The following is a 20,210-nucleotide window of genomic DNA, read 5'->3' as shown; positions in this document are numbered from 1 at the left end:
ATTTCGGGCAATACCGAACTATGAACCAAGCCAATGCTATTGATGCTTTCGCAGCCCTTGCACAATCGACGCGGTTAGACGCGTTTCGTTTGCTCGTTCGGGTCGGTCCTGAGGGTTTGCCCGCGTTGGAGATATCGCGTCAGTTGGGCACCAAGCCCTCAACCTTGTCGGGTCATCTTTCTATCCTCAAACGCGCAGGTTTGCTTAAAGCGACGCGTCATCAACGCGAAATTCATTACGCGGCAAATCTTGTCAGCGTGAATGCGCTTGTCCAATTCATGATTGCAGATTGCTGCAATGGACAAATCGAAAACTGCTCAGAGATTGTTGCGATGTTGCGGTCTTCAGAAAAGGCATAGCGCGGGTCTGAAACGCGACACATTGAAGTCTTGTATTACAATGCCGATGGCACGACGCATTAAGCCGCTTTCTTTGTGAGTTTGATGGGTAGGCTTGAAAGGGAACGGATAGAGTTTCCTGGTCGCCATTCAGGTGTTCCGTTGAACTCAATTTTGTCGACTTGTGCGAGTATTGCCTGCAAAACAGCCCCTACTTCGGCGCGTGCAAGGTTTTGACCAACGCAGCCGTGCACGCCAACGCCCATACCTAGATGGCCTTTGACCTTGCGGGTGATGTCGAAATCTGGCGCGCAGGGCCATTGCTCTTCATCGAGGTTCGCAGATGCAAGCAGGCATAGTATTTTTGTGTCTTCCTGAATTTTTACACCAGAAACCTCTGTATCTTCATTCGCAGTACGGAAGAACGAATGAACGGGCGATGTGTAGCGTAACACCTCTTCAAATGTGGGGCGTGCCAATTCTGGCTGTTGTTTGAGAAGCTCATACTGTTCTGGATTTTCAGCCAAGCAATAAAGTAAGCTGCCGATCCCAGTAACGGTTGTGTCTACCCCGGCGGAGAGTAACGAGCGCACCAAAAGCCCGGCTTGATCTTCGGAAATCGTGCCATCGTCAGCATACTGATAGATTTCGTCACCTAAACCGCCTACGACCAGATTGTCGCGTTTGCATTGTTCCATAATCCATGGAACGACAGCGCCCCCATTTGCCAAAGCGTTTCGGCGGATTTGGTTGTCGGGGCCTACAGAATCGAACACCATCGCGCCGTAGTCGAGCAGGTGCTGTCCATTTGATTCCTTCAGGCCAAGAATGCGCGGAAAGACAGTTGTGGGATAGCGTTCAGCAATGTCGGCCACTGCTTCGATCTCGTCCTGCTCCACGACCTCGGCAATCAGTTCATTGGCGAGGGCTTCGAACAACTCTGTCTGCTCCCGCATCACTTTGGGTGAGAGAACTTTCGCCATTACACGACGCACATGCGTGTGCTCGGGCGGATCGACTTCTAGAATAATGCTTGCTGGACGCCAAGGATCAGCAAGTTTGAAATCCACGAGACCAACCCCGCGCGATGATACGAAACGTGCGTGATCGCTAAAGACTTCTTTGGTTTCTTTGAAGCGTCCACAAATGAGAATGGCGTATTTCGGGATATAAACGAACGGCCCTTTTGCGCGTAATTCGCTGTAAAAGGCGGCCGGATTTTCAAGGATATCCGCGTCATATGGGTCGATGTCCCAAACGGGTACGCCTGCAGGTGCTTCAACAGCAAGATGCCCTTCGATGAGCGTTTTCTCGAGTGATGTCATAGTGCAGCTCTTTCAGATTGGGTCGGTTGAAGGCCCTGTAATGGTTGCTCAGACTCTTCGGTTGATAATTTTATCCGGAAAGCTTCTGCGAGATGACCGATATGTTGCTCAAGACAAGACGCAGCCATATCCGCGTCTTTAGCGTGGATGGCATCAGTGATTTTATCGTGTTCGTCCATGGAGCGATCTGTATTCTCGTTCATGATCGTAAAAAGGTGGGTGCGCAGTGCTTTCAGGGGCGAGATTGTAAGGTTGTACGACTTAGCGAGCGAACGATTTTGCGCCGCAAGAACGATCGTGTTGTGAAACTGATTGTCGCCCAAAGTGTACTCATGAGGATCATTTGCATCTAGTGCACGTTTCATAGCCTCATTTGCGAGGTCCAGCTGTTTGATTAAATTTGCATGGTTGCGTTGTACGCCAATGCGTAGAGCCGCAGTTTCAAGAATTGCGCGATGTTCACAAAGCTCGTCAACAATCCGAAGATCGGGCGTGAAGACAAAAGTCCCACGCTTGGGTGAGATTGTGACCAATCCTTCTGATTGCATCGCCGCAAGCGCATCACGAACAGGCGATCGACTGACGCCCAGAGTGTCGGCAAGACGTTGTTCTGAAACCTTTAAACCCAAAGGAAGTTCGCCGGACACGATCGCATCGCGGATTTTTTCTGCCGTTACCTCCATGAGCGATTTTGGATGTTCGACTGGCTGCATTTTGTATCGGCTCCTGCGCGGTTCCTTCGAATTATGATAAGTGAAAGAGGGAAAGTCAAACTAACATGTTACGTGGTAATTGACAATAAAACTACCATGGTGGATGGTAAGATGATCGAGTCAGGCGTTTGTGTTGCGTCACTCTCGTGGCCGAAATGATTGGAGCGAACATGTTGATCGAAACAAATCTTGCAGCAGACCCTAACTGCATTGTTGACGCGTTTCGGGAAATCGTGGGCGATGCGCATGTTCTGACCAAGTCTGATGATGTTGCGGCCTATCTGACTGATTGGACAGGGCAGTATTCTTCCGACGCGTTGGCAGTAGTGCGACCTGCGTCGACCGAAGAGGTTGCCGCGCTTGTCAAACTTTGCAAGGAGCGCAACATTGCAGTTGTGCCGCAAGGTGGACGTACTGGCCTATGCGGTGGTGGTGTTCCAATCGAAGGGCGAGAGTCCGTCGTTGTGTCCCTTGCTCGGATGAATGCAATTCGCACGTTGAACCCGCAGGGTCGCACAGTGATTGCAGAGGCAGGGGTCATTCTGGAAACACTGCACGAAGTAGCCTTGCAAGAAGGGCTGATCTTTCCACTGATGTTTGGTGCGAAGGGCAGCTGTACGATTGGTGGTAACCTGTCAACGAATGCTGGCGGATCCAATGTTGTGCGCTACGGCAATACACGTGAATTGTGCCTTGGGATCGAAGCGGTCATGCCGGACGGCTCTATTATCAATTCACTTACAGGTCTTCGCAAAGACAACACGGGATACGACCTCAAGGACTTGTTGATCGGCGCAGAGGGTACGCTCGGTATCATCACGGCAGCAGTCTTAAAACTCTTTAGAGCTCCAAGCGCACGGTCGACGGCATTTTTGTCGGTTGGCAAGCTCGAAGATGCAATTGCAGTGTTGAACCGATTACAGGATTACACAGGCGGCGGTGTTGAGGCATTTGAATACATGCCACAGCCAGCGATTGATGTGATCTGCAAAGCCTTTCCCTCCATTCGCGAGCCCTTGGAAGGCTCCGTTGAGTGCGGAATTCTTATGGAAGTCGCATCATCGCGCCCACATGACGGCGAAGACATGGGGGACGGAAGCATCCGTCTTGAAGCTGAAGTCATGGAACTTCTGGGCGCGTTAATGGAGGAGGGTCTGGTGCTGGATGCCATGATCGCACAATCCGAGCAGCAGCGCGCGGACCTATGGAAAATGCGAGAGTCGATCCTTGAGTCGATCACAGAATCCGGCCCAGCATATCACTTGGATGTATCCCTTCCATTGGAACAGATTGCGCCATTCATCGCGGAGATGGATCCCGAAATGAATAGACTTGGATTTGCGCCATTGACGGTAGGGCATCTTGGCGATGGTAATCTGCACTATGCTTTGTCCGCGGCGCAGGGCCGTGACTGGGATGCGCTTCCACTGGAGCAAGCAAAAACAAAGGTGTTTGAAAAGCTGAGCGCGCTGAATGGGTCTTTCAGCGCTGAGCACGGGATTGGCCAAAGCAAATTATCAGTGATGCGCAAACTGAAAGAGCCGACACAGTTGGCAGTCATGCGCTCGATCAAACGGGCACTCGATCCGGACGATATTCTCAATCCCGGCAAACTTATACCGCTTGAATAACAATAAACGATCTGCGCGGTTCAACGCGCAAAATTTTCGCCATCCATGGGAGGAACTGATATGGCAAACGTATTTAAAACACTTAAAAGTGCTGCATGTGCAGCCGCACTGATTAGTATTACCACCGCTGGATCAGTTGCAGCTGAATCCTTGTTCGAGGGATGCCCTTCTGGCCAGATCATGCAGCGGTTCGTTGAATTTGGTAAAACTGGCAAGATGCCACGGGATCTTGGCAAATGGCTGAGCACGCCTGAGGATCAAGCTGTTGAGCCATGGAAGCCCTTCGACAATGTGGACTACATCGGCATCTGTTGGGCGTCAGCATGGTTGATCCATACAGATGATGGGTCCGTTCTAATCGATACGTCCTATGGACCGTTTCAAGACAAGATTTTGCAGAACATTAAATCCACAGGCACTGATCTGGCAGACATCAAATACGTAATGATGACACATGGCCATTTTGACCATGTTGGCGGTGCTGCGTCGTTAAAGCCGATTCTGCCAAACGCGAAATTTGTGATGACCCAAAAGGGTTGGGACGAAGCGGTTGAATCAGCTGAAAAGTCCCAAGGCGGACGACGCGCTTGGACCATGATCGAGCCTGAAATGGTTGTCGCAGATGGTGACGAGATCACTGTCGGCAGCAATAAATTCATGGTTGTTGAAACGCCCGGTCACACTTGGGGCACCGCGTCTTATGTTTATGACGTGCAGGACGGTGATGACACATACCGTTCCATCACTATCGGTGGCCTTGGTCTAAACGCCATCGAGGGTCCATCACAAGTTGAAGCCTATATCGCAAGCGTTGATCGCATTCGTGAGCTTGTCGAAGCAGAAGATGCGCCAATTGAAGTCCATCTCACAACGCACGGCTTTTCCGCTGGTATGGACGAAAATCGTCAGAAACTCGCAGAGCGCAAAGAGGGTGAGCCAAATGTCTTTGTTGACCCGCAAGCGTTGCTTGATCAGGTCGCTGGCCTGCGTGAACGCGCTGTAAAGCGTCTTGCAACCGAAAATTCGAAATAATGAAACTTACAATAAAAATCCCGGGAGGATTCAGAATGAAATTCACAACAAAACTGATGGCACTTGCCACAAGCGTGGCGCTTGCTTTTGCCGCGCCAGCAGTCGCTCAAGACTGGGCACCAAATGGTCCGCTTACAATCCAGATCGGCTTTGGCGCTGGCGGTTCTACCGATACAATGGGCCGCGTCTTGGGCAAGGTTATGGAAGACAACACAGGCTGGAACGTCGTTGTTGAAAACAAGCCTGGTGGCGGTGGTGTTGCGATGTTCACTGGCCTGTCCCAGATGCCTGCGAACGGTCAGACCGTTGGCATGGGTGTCAGCATTCCTGTGTTGGTGCAGTTGGTCCAGCGTGGCGATAAGCTGCCGTTCGATCAAAATGACTTTGACTATCTTGGCACCGTCGCCAAAGGCGAGCTGGCCTTGGTGGCTGGCAAAGACGCGCCGTTTGATGATTTGGAAGGCATGATTGCTTACGCAAAAGATCAAGGCCAACTCCCTGTCGCAACTATGGCACCACCACAGGTTCTCATGATGAAAGCGACGGCCAAGAAGACTGGAGTTGATTTCAATCTTGTGACTGCAGAGGGCGGTGCGGAAGTCATGAAGCTTATCTTAGGTGGTCAGGTACTTGCTGGTTTCGCATCTGGTGAGCATTTCCCATATCTGGAATCTGGCGATATGAAAGTCATCGCTGGTGCCAACCAAGAACGCCTGACATATGCGCCTGATGTGAAGACGTTCATGGACAATGGCATGGGTGTTTTCGTTGATCCGGTCTTCTTTCTTGCGATGACCAAAGGCACTGATCCAGCTGCGATCGCGGCTATTGCTGCAGCGGTAGATGAGGCTGTGAAATCCGCTGAAGTTGCAGAAATAGTTCAGAACGCTGTCAAAGGCGCACCGATCAATTTGGGCCCTGAGGGTACACAGCAGATGATGACCGATGGTCTGGCTGCTGCGCAAATCTTGTTTGCGAAATAAGCATTAACACTGCCTCGCATCAAAAATGCGGGGCAGTTTTTCACTTTCACTAAACGGAGCCGACTATGGGAATGAATGCTGATCGCGTTTCAGGCGCATTTTTTATGCTTTTGGGGTTGGCGATGTATTTTTATGTCATTCCAAACCATGTGGAAGCCGTCGACGATGGTAACATCTCACCGTCCACAATGCCTAATATCATCTCTCTTATTCTTGCGCTAAGTGGCGCTGTGTTGCTCTTGAAACCCACAGATTTTCAGATGCGTGACCCCGCTTTGATGGCCAAAACTGGATTGTACGTTGCATTGCTGATTGCTGGCATTTTCGCAATTTCGTGGTTTGGGTTCGAATACGTCGCACCGGTTCTTGCGTTTGCGATAATGTGGCTGATCGGAGAACGTCGCCCCCTTTGGCTAACGCTAGGGGTGATCATAATACCTGCAATCATTTGGTTCATGGTGACCCAACTGCTTGGTCGCGGTCTACCTTAAGGAACACCTCACATGGTCGATTTACCAACAATTCTAGCAGGTTTTGGCGACGCGTTTTCGCTCTATAACCTGTTGTTCGTTTTATGTGGTGTTGTGTTGGGGCAATTTGTTGGCGCTGTGCCTGGCATTGGCCCGATTATGGCTATGGCGATTGCGATCCCGTTCACCTTTGGGCTTGATCCATTACCGGCAATTGCGTTCCTTGTGGGCGTTAACAAAGGCGGTCTTGTTGGCGGTGCGGTGCCTGCGGTGTTGATGAACACGCCTGGCACGCCCGATGCCGCGGCTACCGCGATGGATGGCTATCCATTGGCGAAACAGGGCAAGCCTCTCAAAGCTACTAAGATGGCGCTGTTTTCATCGATCACGGGGGATACCTTCAGCGATATTGTTTTGATTACGGTATCGGCTCCGTTGGCTGTACTGGCCCTTAGAATGGGTCCCATTGAAATCGTCGCTTTGATGATCTTTGCCTTCTCTATTCTTGCGGGATTGATTGGTAACTCTTTGACCAAAGGTATCATCGCCGCTGCGCTTGGGTTGCTTGCCGCGTCCATAGGGCAAGATCCGGAGCATTTCACACCGCGACTGATTTTTGGTTACTGGGATTTGTTCAACGGGCTGGCCTTGCCGTCGGTTGCGATTGGTATGTTGGCGATTTCTGAAATTCTACACCGCATGTCAGAGGCGCATGGCAATATGCGACCAGCGATTACGGCCAATGAAACCGGCAATCCCGATGATAGACGTGTTACTTGGGCTGAATATTGGTCGTGCCGCTATACGATGCTGCGCGGCGCAACTATTGGCACGATTTTGGGCGCGCTTCCTGGCATCGGATCAACTGCTGCGGCGTTCATGTCTTATGCAATGACCAAGGCAGGTTCCAAGGATCCCGGCAGTTTTGGCAAAGGCAACATCCAGGGGATCGCCGCATCTGAGTCTGCCAACTCAGCTGTCGTTGGCGCCAACCTTATCCCGCTGCTGACGTTGGGCATTCCAGGGAGCGTCGGGGCCGCGCTTATTATTAGTGCCTTCATGATCCATGGCATGCAGCCCGGCCCGCTTTTGTTCGAAAACCAAGGACGGCTGGTATATGGTCTTTTTGGTGCAATGCTGATGGCCAATTTCGTAAACCTATGGGTCGGTCAACTTGGGCTGCGGCTTTGGGTCAAGGTGGTCTCTGCGCCTGAATCCATCATCTTCTCATCAGCGTTGCTGCTTTGCTTTGTTGGAGTCTCGATGGCGACAAGCGGTCTTTTTGGTGTGTCAATCATGCTGATCTTTGCTGTGATTGGCTATTTGATGGCGAGCTTTGGCTATTCGCTTGTGATTTTCATCATCGCGTTCTTTCTGGGTCCTCGCTTTGAAAAATCCATCGCGCAGTCTTTGGCCCTGACCAATGGCGATCTTACCCAAATTCTGAGAAGCCCAGTGGCCGTCGCGCTGCTCGTCTTATCGGTTGTCTCTGTGGTGTGGTTTTTGCGGCAAAACGTGCAAGAAGAAACAAGCATGCCTTAAGCCACCAGCCTACTGCTCAATATAAATTTACGAACGCGCTGAAGCGCAGTTTTCGAGGGAAAATACAAATGACAGATCAAATCGAGTACATGCATCAATCCATTGCGCAATCTGTCAGTGATCACGGTATTGATACGCTGTTTGGTTTGGTCGGTGATGCCAATCTCTTTATCGCCAGTCACTTTGTTAGTGCATGTGGTGGCACATTGGTGCCCGCAGCGCATGAGGGCGGAACCGTGCTAATGGCATTGGCCTATACGCAGGTTACAGGGAAGGTAGGGGTCGCAACAGTGACCCAAGGCCCGGGTCTAACAAATTGCGTGACGGCGCTGCGTGAAGGAGTCGTTGGGCGTCGCCCGATGATCTTGTTGTGCGGTGATACGCCTGTAACAGCACCGCTTCACATGCAAAACATCGATCAGCGTGAAGTTGTCAAGGCGACGGGAGCGGGCTTTGAGCTGGTTAAATCACCAGAAACAGCATCGCGCGATGTGGCCACTGCCTTCTATCGCGCACGCAAGGAAAAACGTCCAATTGTCGTAAACATCCCATCCGATATGATGTGGGCTGAGGCGAAACATCAAACCGTTGTTTTCGCAACACCCGAAGCCCCGACTGTCATCACAGAAGGGTCTATCCATGAAGAGGCGCTGGGCATGATCGCCTCTGCAAAGCGACCGCTCATTTTGGCAGGTGCTGGTGCTGTCGCTGCCAAGGACAACCTGATTGCTCTGTCTGAACGCTTGGAAGCGCCCTTGGCGACAACGCTTAAAGGCACTGGGTTGTTCAAGGGTCACCCTAACAACATCGGCTATTTCGGCACGCTCAGCACAGCTGGGGCGTATGATGTCATTGGGGTATCAGATTGCGTCATCGTCTTTGGTGCTTTGATGCATATTCTCACGACTGATCGTGGTGAGTTGTTGAAAGGCAAACGGGTCATTCAAGTTAACAATTATACATCAGACGTTGGCCGCTTCTATCAACCCGATGCCACGTTGATCGCAGACGCAGCACAAACCGCAGATAACTTTCTCTATTGGCTCAATGAGGCTGAGGTGGCCCCGTCAGGCTTCGCAAAAGAACTCCCGTTGCATGATATCTCTGTGCATCCCAAAGGGGATCCAGCGAAATCAACGCAAGGCTTCATAAATCTTGAATATGCACTTGATCGGCTAAACGAAACGCTGCCCGAAGACAGGATCATGCTGACCGATGGCGGGCGTTATATCACCGAGGTGTGGTGCCGTGTGAATGTCCCTGATCCAAACAGTTTTCACATGAGCGATAACTTCGCGGCTATTGGTCAAGGTATGCAGCAAGCAATTGGTGCAGCGCATGGTGCGCCAAACCGCCCAGTTGTTTTGTTCATGGGAGACGGTGGCTTCATGATGGGTGGGATAAATGAATTCAACACAGCCGTGCGCACAAACCGCGACCTGATCGTGATCATCTGTAACGATTCTGCCTATGGGGCCGAACATATCCAAATGCTGGATCGTAAAATGGACCCTAAACTGACCGAATTTGATTGGCCGTCATTCCGCGACGTTGCCAACTCACTGGGGGGGCAAGGCGTGGAAGTGACATCACCCGAAGACCTTGAAACCGCGATAGAAGCCATCAACGCGCGAACAGGTCCAATTATAGTTGAGCTGAAACTGGATCCCAACAATGTCCCACGCATGCGGATTTAAAGCTTAGTCGTTGGACTTGGGGCATCTCGTAAAAGCGCATGTGCTTACCTCTAAAAATTGTGCGAAATATAGATCCACCTATAGTGGCAGGCTGTAAGCTGTGATCTAGTGACGTCGAAAGAAATTTGGAGCGATAGCTATGAATCTTGAGCAAGCAATAAACGACCGTCGCTCTATCCGCGGCTTTACTGATGAACCTGTCTCCAAGGAGCTGCTCGAAGAGATCATAGCGCTTGCCAATCGCGCACCGTCTTCGATGAATACGCAACCTTGGCACTTGCATGTTTTGACAGGCGAGCCACTCGAACGGGTGCGAAAGGGAAATACCGAAAATATGCTCGCAGGTGTCACACCAACGCGTGATATTGAGGATTACGCAGCCTATGAGGGTGAACATCGCAAGCGTCAGATTGAAATTGCGATCCAGCTTTTCGAAGCGATGGGGATCGAGCGTGAAGATGTAGAGCGGCGCCAAGATTGGGTGATGCGGGGATTTCGTCAGTTTGACGCGCCCGTCTCTATCGTTGTTTGTTTTGATCGCGCTTTGCTAAACAATACGATTGCCCATTTTGATACGGGTGCTTTGACCTATGGCCTTGTCCTTGCAGCATGGAGCAAAGGACTTGGCTCAGTGATCAATGGTCAAGGGATTATGCAAAGCCCTGTGGTGCGCGAGGTCGCAGGGATTCCCGATGATCAGATTATCCTGACGTGTGTTGCGCTTGGTTGGCCGGACGAGGAATTTGTGGCGAACTCGGTCGTGTCGCGACGTCGTCCGGTGAGCAATGTGACCCGGTTCTTGGGCTTTGATGAATGAGCCACGTCTGCAAACGCAAGCGGTACCGTCAAGCAGCGACCCTAAGACGTTAGTCTTCAAAGACTGCGAGGCCAAGCCATTCTGCGACGAGGGCAGGGGTCTCTTCGCCATCAATCTCGATGGTTAAAGTATTGGTGCGCAAAAGGTCGGTTGCACTGCGGGCTGTCACGTCTTTAAGGGTAAAGCGACCGCGCAATTTTGAACCTGCACGCACGGGCATCAAGAACCGCAGTTTGTTCATCCCGTAGTTAATGCCCATCACCTGACCGGGCATCATTGCAAAACAATCATAGGCAAAGCGGCTGGCCAGCGAGAGGGTCAAAAACCCGTGCGCGATTGTGCCGCCAAAAGGGGTTTCAGCGGCGGCGCGCTCTGTATCAACGTGAATCCATTGCTCGTCATGCGTGGTTTTCGCAAAGGTGTCGATCATGTCCTGATCGACGGTGATCCAATTTGAGACGCCGACTTCGGTGCCGATCAGTGTTTTGCTGTGCTCTAACGCGGTTTGCAAAGATGACATAGGGTGCGCTCCTTAAGAAGGGTCTGCGGCAACACGCACGAGGCGCTTGCCTTTGTTATTGCCGCCAAGAAGGCCGATAAGCGCTTGTGGCGCGTTCTCAAGACCCTCCACGATATCTTCAAAGACTTTAACCTGGCCTGTGGACACCCAATGTTGCATTGCTCGAACGCATTTGGCGTCGTTATGTGCGAAATCCATAACAATAAACCCTTCCATCAACAGGCGTTTGACCACGATCACACCGGGCAAATTGCGAGGACCTGCGGGGTTTTCAGTGTCGTATTGGCTGATCGCGCCACAACAGATAACGCGCCCTTTTTCGTTCATCACGTTCAGTGCGGATTCGAGGACCTTTCCGCCGACATTGTCGAAATAGATATCGGCACCATTCGGACAAGCTGCGCCAAGAGCACGGCTTAGACCGCCCTCGCGGTAGTCGACGCAGGCATCAAAGCCAAGCTCATCCACGACCCATTTGCATTTTTCAGCACCTCCAGCAATTCCGACGACACGGCAGCCCAAGGCTTTTGCGATTTGACCAACGTAGCCACCGACTGAACCCGCTGCTGCAGAGACGAGCACAGTTTCGCCTGCCATGGGTTTGCCAATCGACATCAATCCGTGGAACGCGGTTTTGCCTGCGATGCCATAAACGGACATGAGGTGAGAGAGCGTTTCAACCTTGGGCATTTTCTGCACGCGACGCGCGGGTGCCGTGATGTAGTTGGACCATGTTGCTTCTGACGCGACGATATCACCGACAGAAATGTGCGGGCTGTTGGATTCCATGACTTCACATAGGGCATAAGTCGGCATTGCATCACCCGCGTTTACAGCTGCGCGGTAGGTCGCCCCTTTCATCCAAGAGCGATTGGCCGCATCGATTGACATAAGGATAACGCGCAAGAGCACTTCGCCCTCTGCTGCTTTGGGCATTGGTGCATCTTGGAGGGTGAAGTGTTCAGGACCCAGCGTATCTTTCGGAAGCTCTGTAATCGTGATCTGGCGGTTTTGCATGAGATGTGTCCTAGTGTGAGAAATCAGGAAAGGGTGACGCATGAATGAGGCGCGACAACATAGATTTAGACCGCCCAAGGGCGCGGCGGATTTGCTTTTGATCCGGCATGGCGAGACGCAAGCGGCAGTACGCGGCGAGAGCTTTCCATTGGTTGAAGGGCAGGGGGATCCAGCGCTTCATCCAGATGGGGAAGTTCAAGCGATTGCAGTTGGGCATCGGTTGAAAACAGAGCCTATTCAGGCGATTTACGTCACAACGATGCAAAGGACGCATCAAACTGCTGCGCCGCTGAGCGCGCATCTTGGACTTGAGCCGCGCGTAGAACGTGACTTGCGCGAAGTGTTTCTTGGGGACTGGGACGGTGGAGAGTACCGCTTTCGCGTCATGGACAAAGACCCCGCATTTGTGCGCGCAAAAGAGCATCAAGAATGGGGTGAGGTTCCGGGCGCGGAAACCACTGCCAAGCTGCAAGCGCGCGTGAAAGCCGGATTGCTCAGGATTGCGCATGCGCATCCTGATGAGCTGGTTGCTGTGGTCGTGCATGGTGGTGTTATTGGCGCGGCACTGGCTGTTGCGACAGGATCGCCCGCTTTTGCGTTTCACGGCGCTGAAAACGGATCTATTAGCCGCCTTGTTATTCAGGGCGATCAAATGATCCTGCGGGGGTTCAATGACGTGTCGCATCTGCCAGCCTAACGGTTGAGCTAAGGCATCGTAACTACGACTTTGCCTAGTACTTTGCGGTCTTGCAAAAGCTGCAACGCGTCGCCTGCGTTCTCTAATGCGTAGCTGGCAGAAATGCGGGGTTTAATCTTGCCTTGGCTATAAAGCGTGAACAGATCCCCCAAGTTTTCAGCATGATTTTGCGGCTCGCGTACTGTATGCGCACCCCAAAAGACGCCAACAATTTGGCAGCCCTTGAGCAACGTCAAGTTCAAAGGAATTTTTGGAATACCCGCTGGAAACCCAACGACCAAGTAGCGCCCTTTCCATGCAAGCGCGCGCACGGCGGGTTCAGCGTAATCGCCACCAACTGCGTCATATACAACATCAACACCTTCACCGCCTGAGAGCTTTTTGATCTGGTTCGAGAACTCTTTTTGCGCGGCGCGATCGTTCATGTCGCGGGTATAGATCAGCGTTTCATCAGCGCCTGCATCGCGACAAAACTGCGCTTTTTCTTCTGATGAGACTGCGGCAATCACCTTGGCACCGCTGGCTTTTGCAAGCTCAATCGCAGCGATTCCCACACCACCAGCAGCGCCCAATATGAGGATGCTTTCGCCTGCTTTCAGTTCTGCGCGATCTTTCAGGGCGTGATGCGATGTCCCGTAGGTAAGAATGAAGCACGCGGCTTCATCATAGGGCATATCATCAGGGATTTTCACCGCGCGCTCTGCATCAAGGACGAGCTCTGTTGCGAAACCGCCAAAGCCGCTCATGCCCAAAACGCGATCACCGACGTTTAGGTGTTTGACGCTCTCGCCCACCGCTTCAACAACGCCAGCGACTTCACCGCCCGGCGCAAATGGGCGGGGTGGTTTCATTTGATAAAGGTCGCGGATGATCAAAGTGTCAGGAAAGTTGACGCCAGCGGCATGTACCCGAATGCGTACTTGTTTTTTGCCTGGCTCGGGCGTGGGCATTTCAGTGAGAACCAATGTGTCTGGTCCACCGACCTCTGTGCTGAGCATTGCTTTCATCATTCTGTCCTTCAAAGCGCTAAGTTGATCAAACGTGAGACGTGGCGTCGTATCTTGTCAATCGCAATTCGCGTTGCCATTCTGCATAGCGGAACGGATGTCCGCATTTTGACGTGACGTCTTTCAGGGGAGGAAATAGAGTATGGCCGCGAGCCCGTTAGATGACTTCCGCGCAGAGCTGCGTGATTGGTTGGAGCAGAATTGTCCAAGTGAAATGCGCGATGGTCTCATGACCGAAGAGGGCATTTGTTGGGGCGGCAAAGACTGGGTTTTTACCTCTGATGCGCAGAGGGATTGGCTCAAGCGGTGTGCGGCCAAAGGCTATACTGTGCCGACGTGGCCAGTGGAATATGGCGGCGCTGGTCTTAGTCGTGATCAGGAAAAGATCTTTCATGAAGAAATGGCGCGCATTGATGCGCGTTCGCCCTTGCAAAGCTTCGGCATTTGGATGCTTGGCCCCGCGCTTTTACACTTTGGCACACATGAGCAAAAATTGCAGTATTTGCCCCCAGTAGCACGTGGTGAAGTGCGATGGTGTCAGGGCTATTCTGAGCCGGGTGCAGGCTCTGACTTGGCGAATGTGCAGACTCACGGTGCGGATAAAGGCGATCATTGGCTGGTGAATGGTCAGAAGATTTGGACCTCTTATGCAGACAAAGCAGACTGGATTTTCGCGCTTGTTCGCACGGATCGTGACGCGCCCAAGCACAAGGGAATTTCGTTTCTTTTGCTCGACATGCACGGCGGCGGAGTAGAGACACGCCCGATCAAAATGATCAGTGGTGTTTCGCCGTTTTGCGAGACGTTTTTTACCGATGCGAAGGTGCCGAAAGAGCAGATCGTTGGTGAGGTCAATCGCGGCTGGGATGTGGCGAAGTACTTGCTGACGCATGAACGCGAGATGATTTCTGGTGGTGGCGCTGGCTTGTCTGGCGGCGGTCGCGCATTGGGTGCTGTGATCAAAGATACAATGGACGACATGGACGCATGTTTGCGTGCTGACGCGATGCGCTGTGAGGTGGATTCGCTCGCGATTGGTCTGACGCTGGAGCGGTATAAGGACCAAGCCGAAGCAGGGCAGGGGGCAGGTGATGCGTCGGCGATGCTCAAATATATGGGGACGGAACTGAATAAACAGCGTCATGAATTGATGATGAGTGCTGGTGGCTCTGATGCGCTGGAATGGGATGGCCCTGTGGGCAATCGCGCGGGCGATTGGTTGCGCACAAAGGCCAATTCGATTGAGGGTGGCACAAGCGAGGTGATGCTGAGCATTGTGTCGCGCCGTGTCCTTGGGCTTCCGGGGTGAGCGGTATGGCAAAGCTGGTGATGAGCGAAGAAGAAGTGATGCTCGCCGATATGGCGCGCGGGTTTCTTGATGGGGCGATGCCTGTCAGCAAGTTGCGCGCAATGCGTGATGCGGGTGAGACGTTTGACGCTGCCACTTGGAAAGAGATGGCTGATATGGGCTGGGCGGGCGTGCTTGTTCCCGAAGAAGCAGGTGGTTCTGACATGGGGTTTGCGGCCGCGAATGTGATTGCGCATGAGATGGGCAAGACGCTTGCGGTGTCGCCGTTTATCTCCAGCGCTGTGATTGCAGCGACGGCACTACGGCAAGTCAGTGACGCGCGCGCGTTGGGGGCCTTGGCCAAGATCGCATCGGGTGAATTGACATATGCTTTGGCCGTGGATGAGGGGATCAAGTTCGATCCTGACAATGCCCAGATGGAAGCGAAAGCCGATGGTAATGCATTTCGTTTGAACGGCAAAAAACAGTTTGTCGTTGATGGTGCCAACGCAGATCGTTTGCTGGTGCTTGCGCGTACCAGTGATGGGTTAACTCTGTTTGATATTCCATCAGATCGCGCTGGTGTTAACCGTGAAGTATCCAACATGATAGATGCGCGCGATGCTGCGCGTATCACGTTTGAAGATGTGGAAGCGACGGGTGAAGATGTGCTTGGTGCGGTCGATAGCGCGATGAGTGTTTTGCGTCCTGCCATAAACGCCGGACAAGCCGCACTGGCGGCCGAAATGACAGGGCTGTCTGCGGGCGCGTTTGATATGACGGTTGGCTATCTTAAAGAACGTAAACAGTTCGGTGTTGAGATTGGTCGCTTTCAAGCATTGCAACATCGTGCAGCGCATCTGTGGTGCGAGATCGAAGTCACGACCAGTGCGATCCTAAATGCAGGACGCAAGCTGGATGAAAACGAAAGCGATGCAGAAACGGCAGTTTCGCTTGCCAAAGCTCGGGCCACCCAAACGGCGATTTTGGCGGTGCAAGAGGGTGTGCAAATGCATGGCGGCATCGGGATGACCGATGCTTACGATATGGGCTTTTATATGAAACGCGCACGTGTAAGTGCGGAATGGCTAGGGGATTACAGCTATCATGCCGAAAAGATCGCGGCAGAAAGAGGGTTTTAAGATGGATATTCAAACATTGTTCGGCTTGGACGGCAAAGTGGCCTTGGTCACAGGCGGTGCAACGGGGATCGGACGCATGGCGGCCGAGGGGTTGGTACGCGCAGGCGCAACAGTGCTTTTGGCCAGCCGCAAGGGCGAAGCTTGTGAGGCCGTCGCAGCAGAGTTGAACGCGATGGGTGCAAGCGGCAAAGCGATTGGATTTGCGGGTGACGTTGGCACGGAAGAGGGCGTCGATGCATTGGTCGCAGCCGTCAAGGAACGTACAGAGACGCTTGATATTTTGATGAATAACGCGGGCATCACTTGGGGGGCGCCCATGGGGCAGTTTCCACACAAGGCCTGGTCAAAGGTCATGGATGTCAATGTTGCGGGTCTGTTTGATCTGACACAAAAGCTACTGCCGATGCTAAAGGCGTCTGGCAGCGTCGATGATCCAGCGCGCGTCGTGAATGTGGGCTCTGTCATGGGGGAGCGCGAAATGGGTGATGGGGCCTATAGCTACTCTGCCTCCAAAGCGGCGGTGATCCATCTTAGCAAAATTCTGGCGAAAGAACTCGCGGGCGAAGCGATCACGGTGAATGCACTTGCGCCGGGGCCGTTCGTGTCGCGCATGACCGCATTCGCAACCCATGATGAGGACATGCGCAGTAAGGTTGGCGATGATGTTCCGATGAAACGTGTTGGGCGCGACGAGGATATTGCGGGCTGCATGCTGTTCCTGTGCGGACGCGGTGGTGCTTATATCACTGGCGCGGTTGTGCCAGTGTCTGGCGGCATCAACGTGATGTCTGGCCCTAACATTTTTGAACAGGCGCTTCACTAATGGCTGCTGATATTCGATTTGACGGACGCGTCGCGATTGTGACGGGCGCTGGCATTGGGCTTGGCCGTTCACATGCGTTGGGGCTTGCCGCGCGCGGTGCAAAGATTGTGGTGAATGATCTAGGCGTATCGCGGGATGGCACTGGGTCCACATCAGACGCGTCCGAAGCCGTAGTTGAAGAGATCAAAGCCATGGGCGGAGAGGCGATGGCGCATGGCGCTGACGTCTCTGATGAAGCTGGTGTTAAGGACATGGTTGCGCAAGCGATGGATGCTTGGGGACGTATCGATATTTGCGTAAACAACGCAGGCATCTTGATGGACAAGACTTTCGCCAAGATGGACATGTCTGCATTTCGTAAAGTGGTTGATGTGCATCTTATTGGCTCTGCAAATGTGGCGCATGCATGTTGGCCGATTATGCGCGAGCAACAGTACGGACGGATCGTGTTCACCTCTTCCTCGTCGGGGCTTTATGGTAACTTTGGTCAGGCCAATTATGGTGCCGCGAAAGCTGCGATGATGGGGTTGATGAATGTGCTTCACCTAGAAGGGGCGCGCGACAATATTCGCGTTAACACGCTGGCCCCAACAGCAGTAACACGCATGACAGAAGAATTGTTCCCGCCCGAAGCCGCAGAAATGCTGGCACCTGAAACAATAACACCTGGCTTGCTATACCTCGTTTCTGAGGATGCGCCGAGCCATGTTATCATGGGTGCAGGGGGCGGCAGTTTCGCGCAAACCCGCGTGTACGAGACGCAAGGCATCACCCTCACTGATGATGAAAACACCCCCGAAGTTGTCGCTGCGCAGTTTGATCAGCTCACTGATGCGAGTGGTCAAACAGAAATGCCGGACGCCTTTAGTCAGACCAAGAAGTATGCCCTCAATGCAGCCAAGGCCCGTGGCCTGACGCTGGATTGGTAATTCACAATTAAGGACTTTCATTATGCGCGACGCAGTTATCGTTTCCACCGCACGTACCCCGATCGGCAAAGCCTATCGCGGCGCTTTCAACAATACGACGCCACAAGCTTTGGCAGGGCACGCGATTGAGCACGCTGTAGCGCGCGCTGGGATTGATCCGGCGCGTGTGCAGGACGTCATTCTGGGCGCGGCTCTGCAACAAGGGCATTCTGGCGGCAATATTGCGCGCCAAGCAGCTGTGCGCGCAGGACTGCCTGTCAGCGTTGCTGGTATGTCGCTGGATCGTCAATGTGCATCAGGCATGATGGCGATTGCGACGGCTGCAAAGCAAGTGGTCACGGACGGAATGGACGTTGCCGTTGGTGGCGGGGTTGAAAGCATTTCCATGGTGCAAACCAAAGAGATGCGCGTTGCTGCCGATCCTTGGCTCATGGCGAACAAGTCCGACATATACATGTCGATGCTCGAGACCGCGGAAACGGTTGCAGAGCGCTATGGCGTGGGCCGCGATGTGCAGGACGAATACGCTGCACGCTCGCAAGCGTTGACAGCCGCCGCGCAAGAAGCAGGGCGTTTTGATGCAGAGATTGTGCCGATGTCTTCGACCATGCTGGTCCAGGATCGTGAGACCAAAGAGATTTCCGAGCATGAAGTCACGCTTGAAAAAGATGAGGGAAACCGTCCGAGTACCACAGTCGAAAGCCTTGGTGGCTTAAACCCTGTGTTCAAAGACGGAATGCGCATTAAGGAAGGTAAATCCATCACCGCTGGCAATGCGTCTCAGTTGAGCGATGGGGCCTCTGCTTGTGTGATCATGGAAGCGAAAGCTGCTGAAAAAGCTGGCTTGCAGCCTTTGGGTCGCTATGTCGGCGTCATGGCCGCTGGCTGTGAGCCAGATGAGATGGGCATTGGACCCATCTATGCTGTGCCACCGCTGCTAAAGGCGCATGGGTTGACGATGGATGACATTGGCCTTTGGGAGCTGAATGAGGCGTTTGCGGTACAGGTGCTGTATTCGCGGGACCAGCTTGGCATTCCTGATGAGTTGTTGAATGTCGATGGCGGTGCCATTTCGATTGGCCATCCCTACGGCATGTCCGGTGCGCGTATGGTCGGCCATGCGTTGATCGAGGGCAAACGTCGCGGCGCGAAATATGTCGTGTGCACGATGTGTGTTGGTGGCGGCATGGGCGCTGCCGGATTGTTTGAGGTGCTATGATGCGGAATGACAGTCATTTGCCAAAGGCGTTACAAGGGCTTCGCATTCCGCTGATTGCGTCGCCGTTGTTTATTATTTCCGTTCCAAAACTCGTAATTGCGCAATGCAAGGCGGGGATTGTCGGCTCTTTCCCTGCGCTCAACGCGCGGGAGGGCGAAGGGGAGCATCCGCTTCTTGATACTTGGCTGACAGAGATCAAAGAAGAGCTGGACAAACATAACCAAGCGAACCCTGATCGCCCTGCTGCGCCTTTTGCGATCAACCAGATTGTGCATCGCTCCAACAGTCGACTTGATCGGGATCTAGAGATTTGCGTCAAACATGAAGTCCCGATCTGGATCACTTCGCTGGGTGCGCGGGTTGAGGTCAATGAGGCTGCGCATTCTTGTGGTGGCGTGGTTTTGCATGACATCATCAACAATCGCTTTGCCAAGAAAGCGATTGAAAAGGGTGCAGATGGTTTGGTGGCTGTTGCGGCTGGTGCAGGTGGTCACGCAGGTCAGCAATCGCCGCTGGCCCTTATCCATGAAATTCGCGAATGGTTCGATGGGCCGTTGGCTTTGTCTGGTGCGATCGCATCTGGTGAAAGTCTGCTTGCCGCGCGCGCGATGGGGGCTGATTTCGGATATACAGGATCTGCGTTTATCGCCACGGACGAAGCGAACGCCGATCAGGGTTACAAAGACATGATCGTTGAGTCTGGTGCTGAAGACATTGTGTATTCGTCGCTCTTTACCGGTGTTTGGGGCAATTACTTGCGGGGCTCGGTTGAGAATGCGGGCATGGATCCTGACAACCTGCCACAGGCGGATGCCTCGTCTATGGATTTCGGGCAAGACCGCGAAAAGCCAAAAGCGTGGAAGACGATTTGGGGATCAGGGCAAGGGATTGGCGCGGTGAAATCAGTAGGCTCTGCTGGATCTATCGTTGATCGTATGGAGAGCGAATACATCACCGCAGGCAAGAAGCTGGCGGCTGAATTTTCATGATCGCATTTTCCTCAAATACGCTGTCGCGTGC

20 protein-coding genes are annotated in these 20,210 nt (G+C 52.9%); 15 read left to right on the top strand and 5 right to left on the bottom strand.

Going from position 1 to position 20,210, the window contains the following annotated elements; translation table 11 throughout:
• Window positions 1–20 precede the first annotated feature (20 nt).
• Window positions 21–359: an ArsR/SmtB family transcription factor gene (locus ACTG3Z_RS04850; protein WP_439141593.1), complete on the top strand. Its 339-nt coding sequence runs from the start codon at window positions 21–23 to the stop codon at window positions 357–359.
• Window positions 360–418: 59 nt separating this feature from the next.
• On the opposite strand, the gene ACTG3Z_RS04845 is transcribed toward ACTG3Z_RS04850, so the two are convergent.
• Window positions 419–1,663: a cytochrome P450 gene (locus tag ACTG3Z_RS04845; RefSeq protein ID WP_439141592.1), complete on the bottom strand. Its 1,245-nt coding sequence runs from the start codon at window positions 1,661–1,663 to the stop codon at window positions 419–421.
• Entirely contained in the window at window positions 1,660–2,376 is a 717-nt protein-coding gene (locus tag ACTG3Z_RS04840) for a GntR family transcriptional regulator (RefSeq protein ID WP_439141591.1), read from the bottom strand. The genes ACTG3Z_RS04845 and ACTG3Z_RS04840 overlap by 4 nt, the downstream gene beginning before the upstream one ends.
• A gap of 170 nt (window positions 2,377–2,546) precedes the next feature.
• On the opposite strand from ACTG3Z_RS04840, the gene ACTG3Z_RS04835 reads away from it, so the two are divergent.
• The 7 genes from ACTG3Z_RS04835 (at window position 2,547) to ACTG3Z_RS04805 (ending at window position 10,548) form a co-directional block, all read left to right on the top strand.
• Entirely contained in the window at window positions 2,547–4,007 is a 1,461-nt protein-coding gene (locus tag ACTG3Z_RS04835; protein WP_439141590.1) for an FAD-binding oxidoreductase, read from the top strand.
• A gap of 60 nt (window positions 4,008–4,067) precedes the next feature.
• The gene (locus tag ACTG3Z_RS04830) at window positions 4,068–5,039 is read left to right on the top strand and encodes an MBL fold metallo-hydrolase (protein ID WP_439141589.1); all 972 of its coding nucleotides are present in this window, start codon (window positions 4,068–4,070) and stop codon (window positions 5,037–5,039) included.
• A gap of 35 nt (window positions 5,040–5,074) precedes the next feature.
• A complete protein-coding gene (locus ACTG3Z_RS04825) occupies window positions 5,075–6,022 on the top strand; it encodes a tripartite tricarboxylate transporter substrate binding protein (RefSeq protein ID WP_439141588.1) in 948 nt (315 codons plus the stop codon).
• Between the two features lie 65 nt (window positions 6,023–6,087).
• Window positions 6,088–6,513 (top strand): tripartite tricarboxylate transporter TctB family protein, encoded by a 426-nt coding sequence (locus ACTG3Z_RS04820; RefSeq protein ID WP_439141587.1) that lies wholly within the window; start codon window positions 6,088–6,090, stop codon window positions 6,511–6,513.
• Between the two features lie 12 nt (window positions 6,514–6,525).
• Window positions 6,526–8,034: a tripartite tricarboxylate transporter permease gene (locus tag ACTG3Z_RS04815; RefSeq protein ID WP_439141586.1), complete on the top strand. Its 1,509-nt coding sequence runs from the start codon at window positions 6,526–6,528 to the stop codon at window positions 8,032–8,034.
• A 68-nt stretch (window positions 8,035–8,102) separates the two neighbouring features.
• Window positions 8,103–9,731 (top strand): thiamine pyrophosphate-binding protein, encoded by a 1,629-nt coding sequence (locus tag ACTG3Z_RS04810; RefSeq protein ID WP_439141585.1) that lies wholly within the window; start codon window positions 8,103–8,105, stop codon window positions 9,729–9,731.
• Between the two features lie 139 nt (window positions 9,732–9,870).
• Window positions 9,871–10,548 (top strand): nitroreductase, encoded by a 678-nt coding sequence (locus ACTG3Z_RS04805; RefSeq protein WP_439141583.1) that lies wholly within the window; start codon window positions 9,871–9,873, stop codon window positions 10,546–10,548.
• 49 nt (window positions 10,549–10,597) lie between these two features.
• On the opposite strand, the gene ACTG3Z_RS04800 is transcribed toward ACTG3Z_RS04805, so the two are convergent.
• A complete protein-coding gene (locus tag ACTG3Z_RS04800; RefSeq protein WP_439141582.1) occupies window positions 10,598–11,068 on the bottom strand; it encodes a MaoC family dehydratase in 471 nt (156 codons plus the stop codon).
• 12 nt (window positions 11,069–11,080) lie between these two features.
• Window positions 11,081–12,085: an NADP-dependent oxidoreductase gene (locus ACTG3Z_RS04795; protein WP_439141581.1), complete on the bottom strand. Its 1,005-nt coding sequence runs from the start codon at window positions 12,083–12,085 to the stop codon at window positions 11,081–11,083.
• A gap of 40 nt (window positions 12,086–12,125) precedes the next feature.
• On the opposite strand from ACTG3Z_RS04795, the gene ACTG3Z_RS04790 reads away from it, so the two are divergent.
• Window positions 12,126–12,782, top strand: coding sequence for a histidine phosphatase family protein (locus ACTG3Z_RS04790; RefSeq protein WP_439141579.1), 657 nt, complete (start codon window positions 12,126–12,128; stop codon window positions 12,780–12,782).
• An 8-nt stretch (window positions 12,783–12,790) separates the two neighbouring features.
• On the opposite strand, the gene ACTG3Z_RS04785 is transcribed toward ACTG3Z_RS04790, so the two are convergent.
• Window positions 12,791–13,789, bottom strand: a complete 999-nt coding sequence (locus ACTG3Z_RS04785; RefSeq protein ID WP_439141577.1) for an NADPH:quinone oxidoreductase family protein — start codon at window positions 13,787–13,789, stop codon at window positions 12,791–12,793.
• A gap of 142 nt (window positions 13,790–13,931) precedes the next feature.
• On the opposite strand from ACTG3Z_RS04785, the gene ACTG3Z_RS04780 reads away from it, so the two are divergent.
• From ACTG3Z_RS04780 to ACTG3Z_RS04755, 6 genes are read left to right on the top strand one after another with little or no spacing between them, the layout of a single operon-like run.
• Window positions 13,932–15,098, top strand: coding sequence for an acyl-CoA dehydrogenase family protein (locus tag ACTG3Z_RS04780; RefSeq protein ID WP_439141576.1), 1,167 nt, complete (start codon window positions 13,932–13,934; stop codon window positions 15,096–15,098).
• A gap of 5 nt (window positions 15,099–15,103) precedes the next feature.
• Window positions 15,104–16,219: an acyl-CoA dehydrogenase family protein gene (locus ACTG3Z_RS04775; RefSeq protein WP_439141575.1), complete on the top strand. Its 1,116-nt coding sequence runs from the start codon at window positions 15,104–15,106 to the stop codon at window positions 16,217–16,219.
• 1 nt (window position 16,220) lies between these two features.
• Complete coding sequence (locus ACTG3Z_RS04770) at window positions 16,221–17,042, top strand: SDR family NAD(P)-dependent oxidoreductase (protein ID WP_439141574.1); 822 nt, start codon at window positions 16,221–16,223, stop codon at window positions 17,040–17,042.
• Window positions 17,042–17,971 (top strand): SDR family NAD(P)-dependent oxidoreductase, encoded by a 930-nt coding sequence (locus ACTG3Z_RS04765; RefSeq protein ID WP_439141573.1) that lies wholly within the window; start codon window positions 17,042–17,044, stop codon window positions 17,969–17,971. Before ACTG3Z_RS04770 ends, ACTG3Z_RS04765 begins: the two co-directional genes overlap by 1 nt.
• A gap of 22 nt (window positions 17,972–17,993) precedes the next feature.
• Complete coding sequence (locus ACTG3Z_RS04760) at window positions 17,994–19,190, top strand: acetyl-CoA C-acyltransferase (RefSeq protein ID WP_439141571.1); 1,197 nt, start codon at window positions 17,994–17,996, stop codon at window positions 19,188–19,190.
• Complete coding sequence (locus ACTG3Z_RS04755) at window positions 19,187–20,179, top strand: NAD(P)H-dependent flavin oxidoreductase (RefSeq protein WP_439141570.1); 993 nt, start codon at window positions 19,187–19,189, stop codon at window positions 20,177–20,179. The genes ACTG3Z_RS04760 and ACTG3Z_RS04755 overlap by 4 nt, the downstream gene beginning before the upstream one ends.
• Window positions 20,180–20,210 lie beyond the last annotated feature (31 nt).

It is taken from the genome of Planktotalea sp., assembly GCF_965659345.1.
Taxonomy (GTDB): Bacteria; Pseudomonadota; Alphaproteobacteria; order Rhodobacterales; family Rhodobacteraceae; genus Planktotalea.
The sequence above is the reverse complement of the archived record's forward strand: the minus strand, read 5'-3'. Positions and strand labels throughout refer to the sequence as shown.

What these genes read in the sequence shown, in the direction of transcription:
- ACTG3Z_RS04850 (WP_439141593.1), top strand. Translation starts at nt 21, where the DNA reads ATGAACCAAGCCAATGCTATTGATGCTTTCGCAGCCCTTGCACAATCG.
- ACTG3Z_RS04845 (WP_439141592.1), bottom strand. Translation starts at nt 1,663, where the DNA reads ATGACATCACTCGAGAAAACGCTCATCGAAGGGCATCTTGCTGTTGAA.
- ACTG3Z_RS04840 (WP_439141591.1), bottom strand. Translation starts at nt 2,376, where the DNA reads ATGCAGCCAGTCGAACATCCAAAATCGCTCATGGAGGTAACGGCAGAA.
- ACTG3Z_RS04835 (WP_439141590.1), top strand. Translation starts at nt 2,547, where the DNA reads ATGTTGATCGAAACAAATCTTGCAGCAGACCCTAACTGCATTGTTGAC.
- ACTG3Z_RS04830 (WP_439141589.1), top strand. Translation starts at nt 4,068, where the DNA reads ATGGCAAACGTATTTAAAACACTTAAAAGTGCTGCATGTGCAGCCGCA.
- ACTG3Z_RS04825 (WP_439141588.1), top strand. Translation starts at nt 5,075, where the DNA reads ATGAAATTCACAACAAAACTGATGGCACTTGCCACAAGCGTGGCGCTT.
- ACTG3Z_RS04820 (WP_439141587.1), top strand. Translation starts at nt 6,088, where the DNA reads ATGGGAATGAATGCTGATCGCGTTTCAGGCGCATTTTTTATGCTTTTG.
- ACTG3Z_RS04815 (WP_439141586.1), top strand. Translation starts at nt 6,526, where the DNA reads ATGGTCGATTTACCAACAATTCTAGCAGGTTTTGGCGACGCGTTTTCG.
- ACTG3Z_RS04810 (WP_439141585.1), top strand. Translation starts at nt 8,103, where the DNA reads ATGACAGATCAAATCGAGTACATGCATCAATCCATTGCGCAATCTGTC.
- ACTG3Z_RS04805 (WP_439141583.1), top strand. Translation starts at nt 9,871, where the DNA reads ATGAATCTTGAGCAAGCAATAAACGACCGTCGCTCTATCCGCGGCTTT.
- ACTG3Z_RS04800 (WP_439141582.1), bottom strand. Translation starts at nt 11,068, where the DNA reads ATGTCATCTTTGCAAACCGCGTTAGAGCACAGCAAAACACTGATCGGC.
- ACTG3Z_RS04795 (WP_439141581.1), bottom strand. Translation starts at nt 12,085, where the DNA reads ATGCAAAACCGCCAGATCACGATTACAGAGCTTCCGAAAGATACGCTG.
- ACTG3Z_RS04790 (WP_439141579.1), top strand. Translation starts at nt 12,126, where the DNA reads ATGAATGAGGCGCGACAACATAGATTTAGACCGCCCAAGGGCGCGGCG.
- ACTG3Z_RS04785 (WP_439141577.1), bottom strand. Translation starts at nt 13,789, where the DNA reads ATGAAAGCAATGCTCAGCACAGAGGTCGGTGGACCAGACACATTGGTT.
- ACTG3Z_RS04780 (WP_439141576.1), top strand. Translation starts at nt 13,932, where the DNA reads ATGGCCGCGAGCCCGTTAGATGACTTCCGCGCAGAGCTGCGTGATTGG.
- ACTG3Z_RS04775 (WP_439141575.1), top strand. Translation starts at nt 15,104, where the DNA reads ATGGCAAAGCTGGTGATGAGCGAAGAAGAAGTGATGCTCGCCGATATG.
- ACTG3Z_RS04770 (WP_439141574.1), top strand. Translation starts at nt 16,221, where the DNA reads ATGGATATTCAAACATTGTTCGGCTTGGACGGCAAAGTGGCCTTGGTC.
- ACTG3Z_RS04765 (WP_439141573.1), top strand. Translation starts at nt 17,042, where the DNA reads ATGGCTGCTGATATTCGATTTGACGGACGCGTCGCGATTGTGACGGGC.
- ACTG3Z_RS04760 (WP_439141571.1), top strand. Translation starts at nt 17,994, where the DNA reads ATGCGCGACGCAGTTATCGTTTCCACCGCACGTACCCCGATCGGCAAA.
- ACTG3Z_RS04755 (WP_439141570.1), top strand. Translation starts at nt 19,187, where the DNA reads ATGATGCGGAATGACAGTCATTTGCCAAAGGCGTTACAAGGGCTTCGC.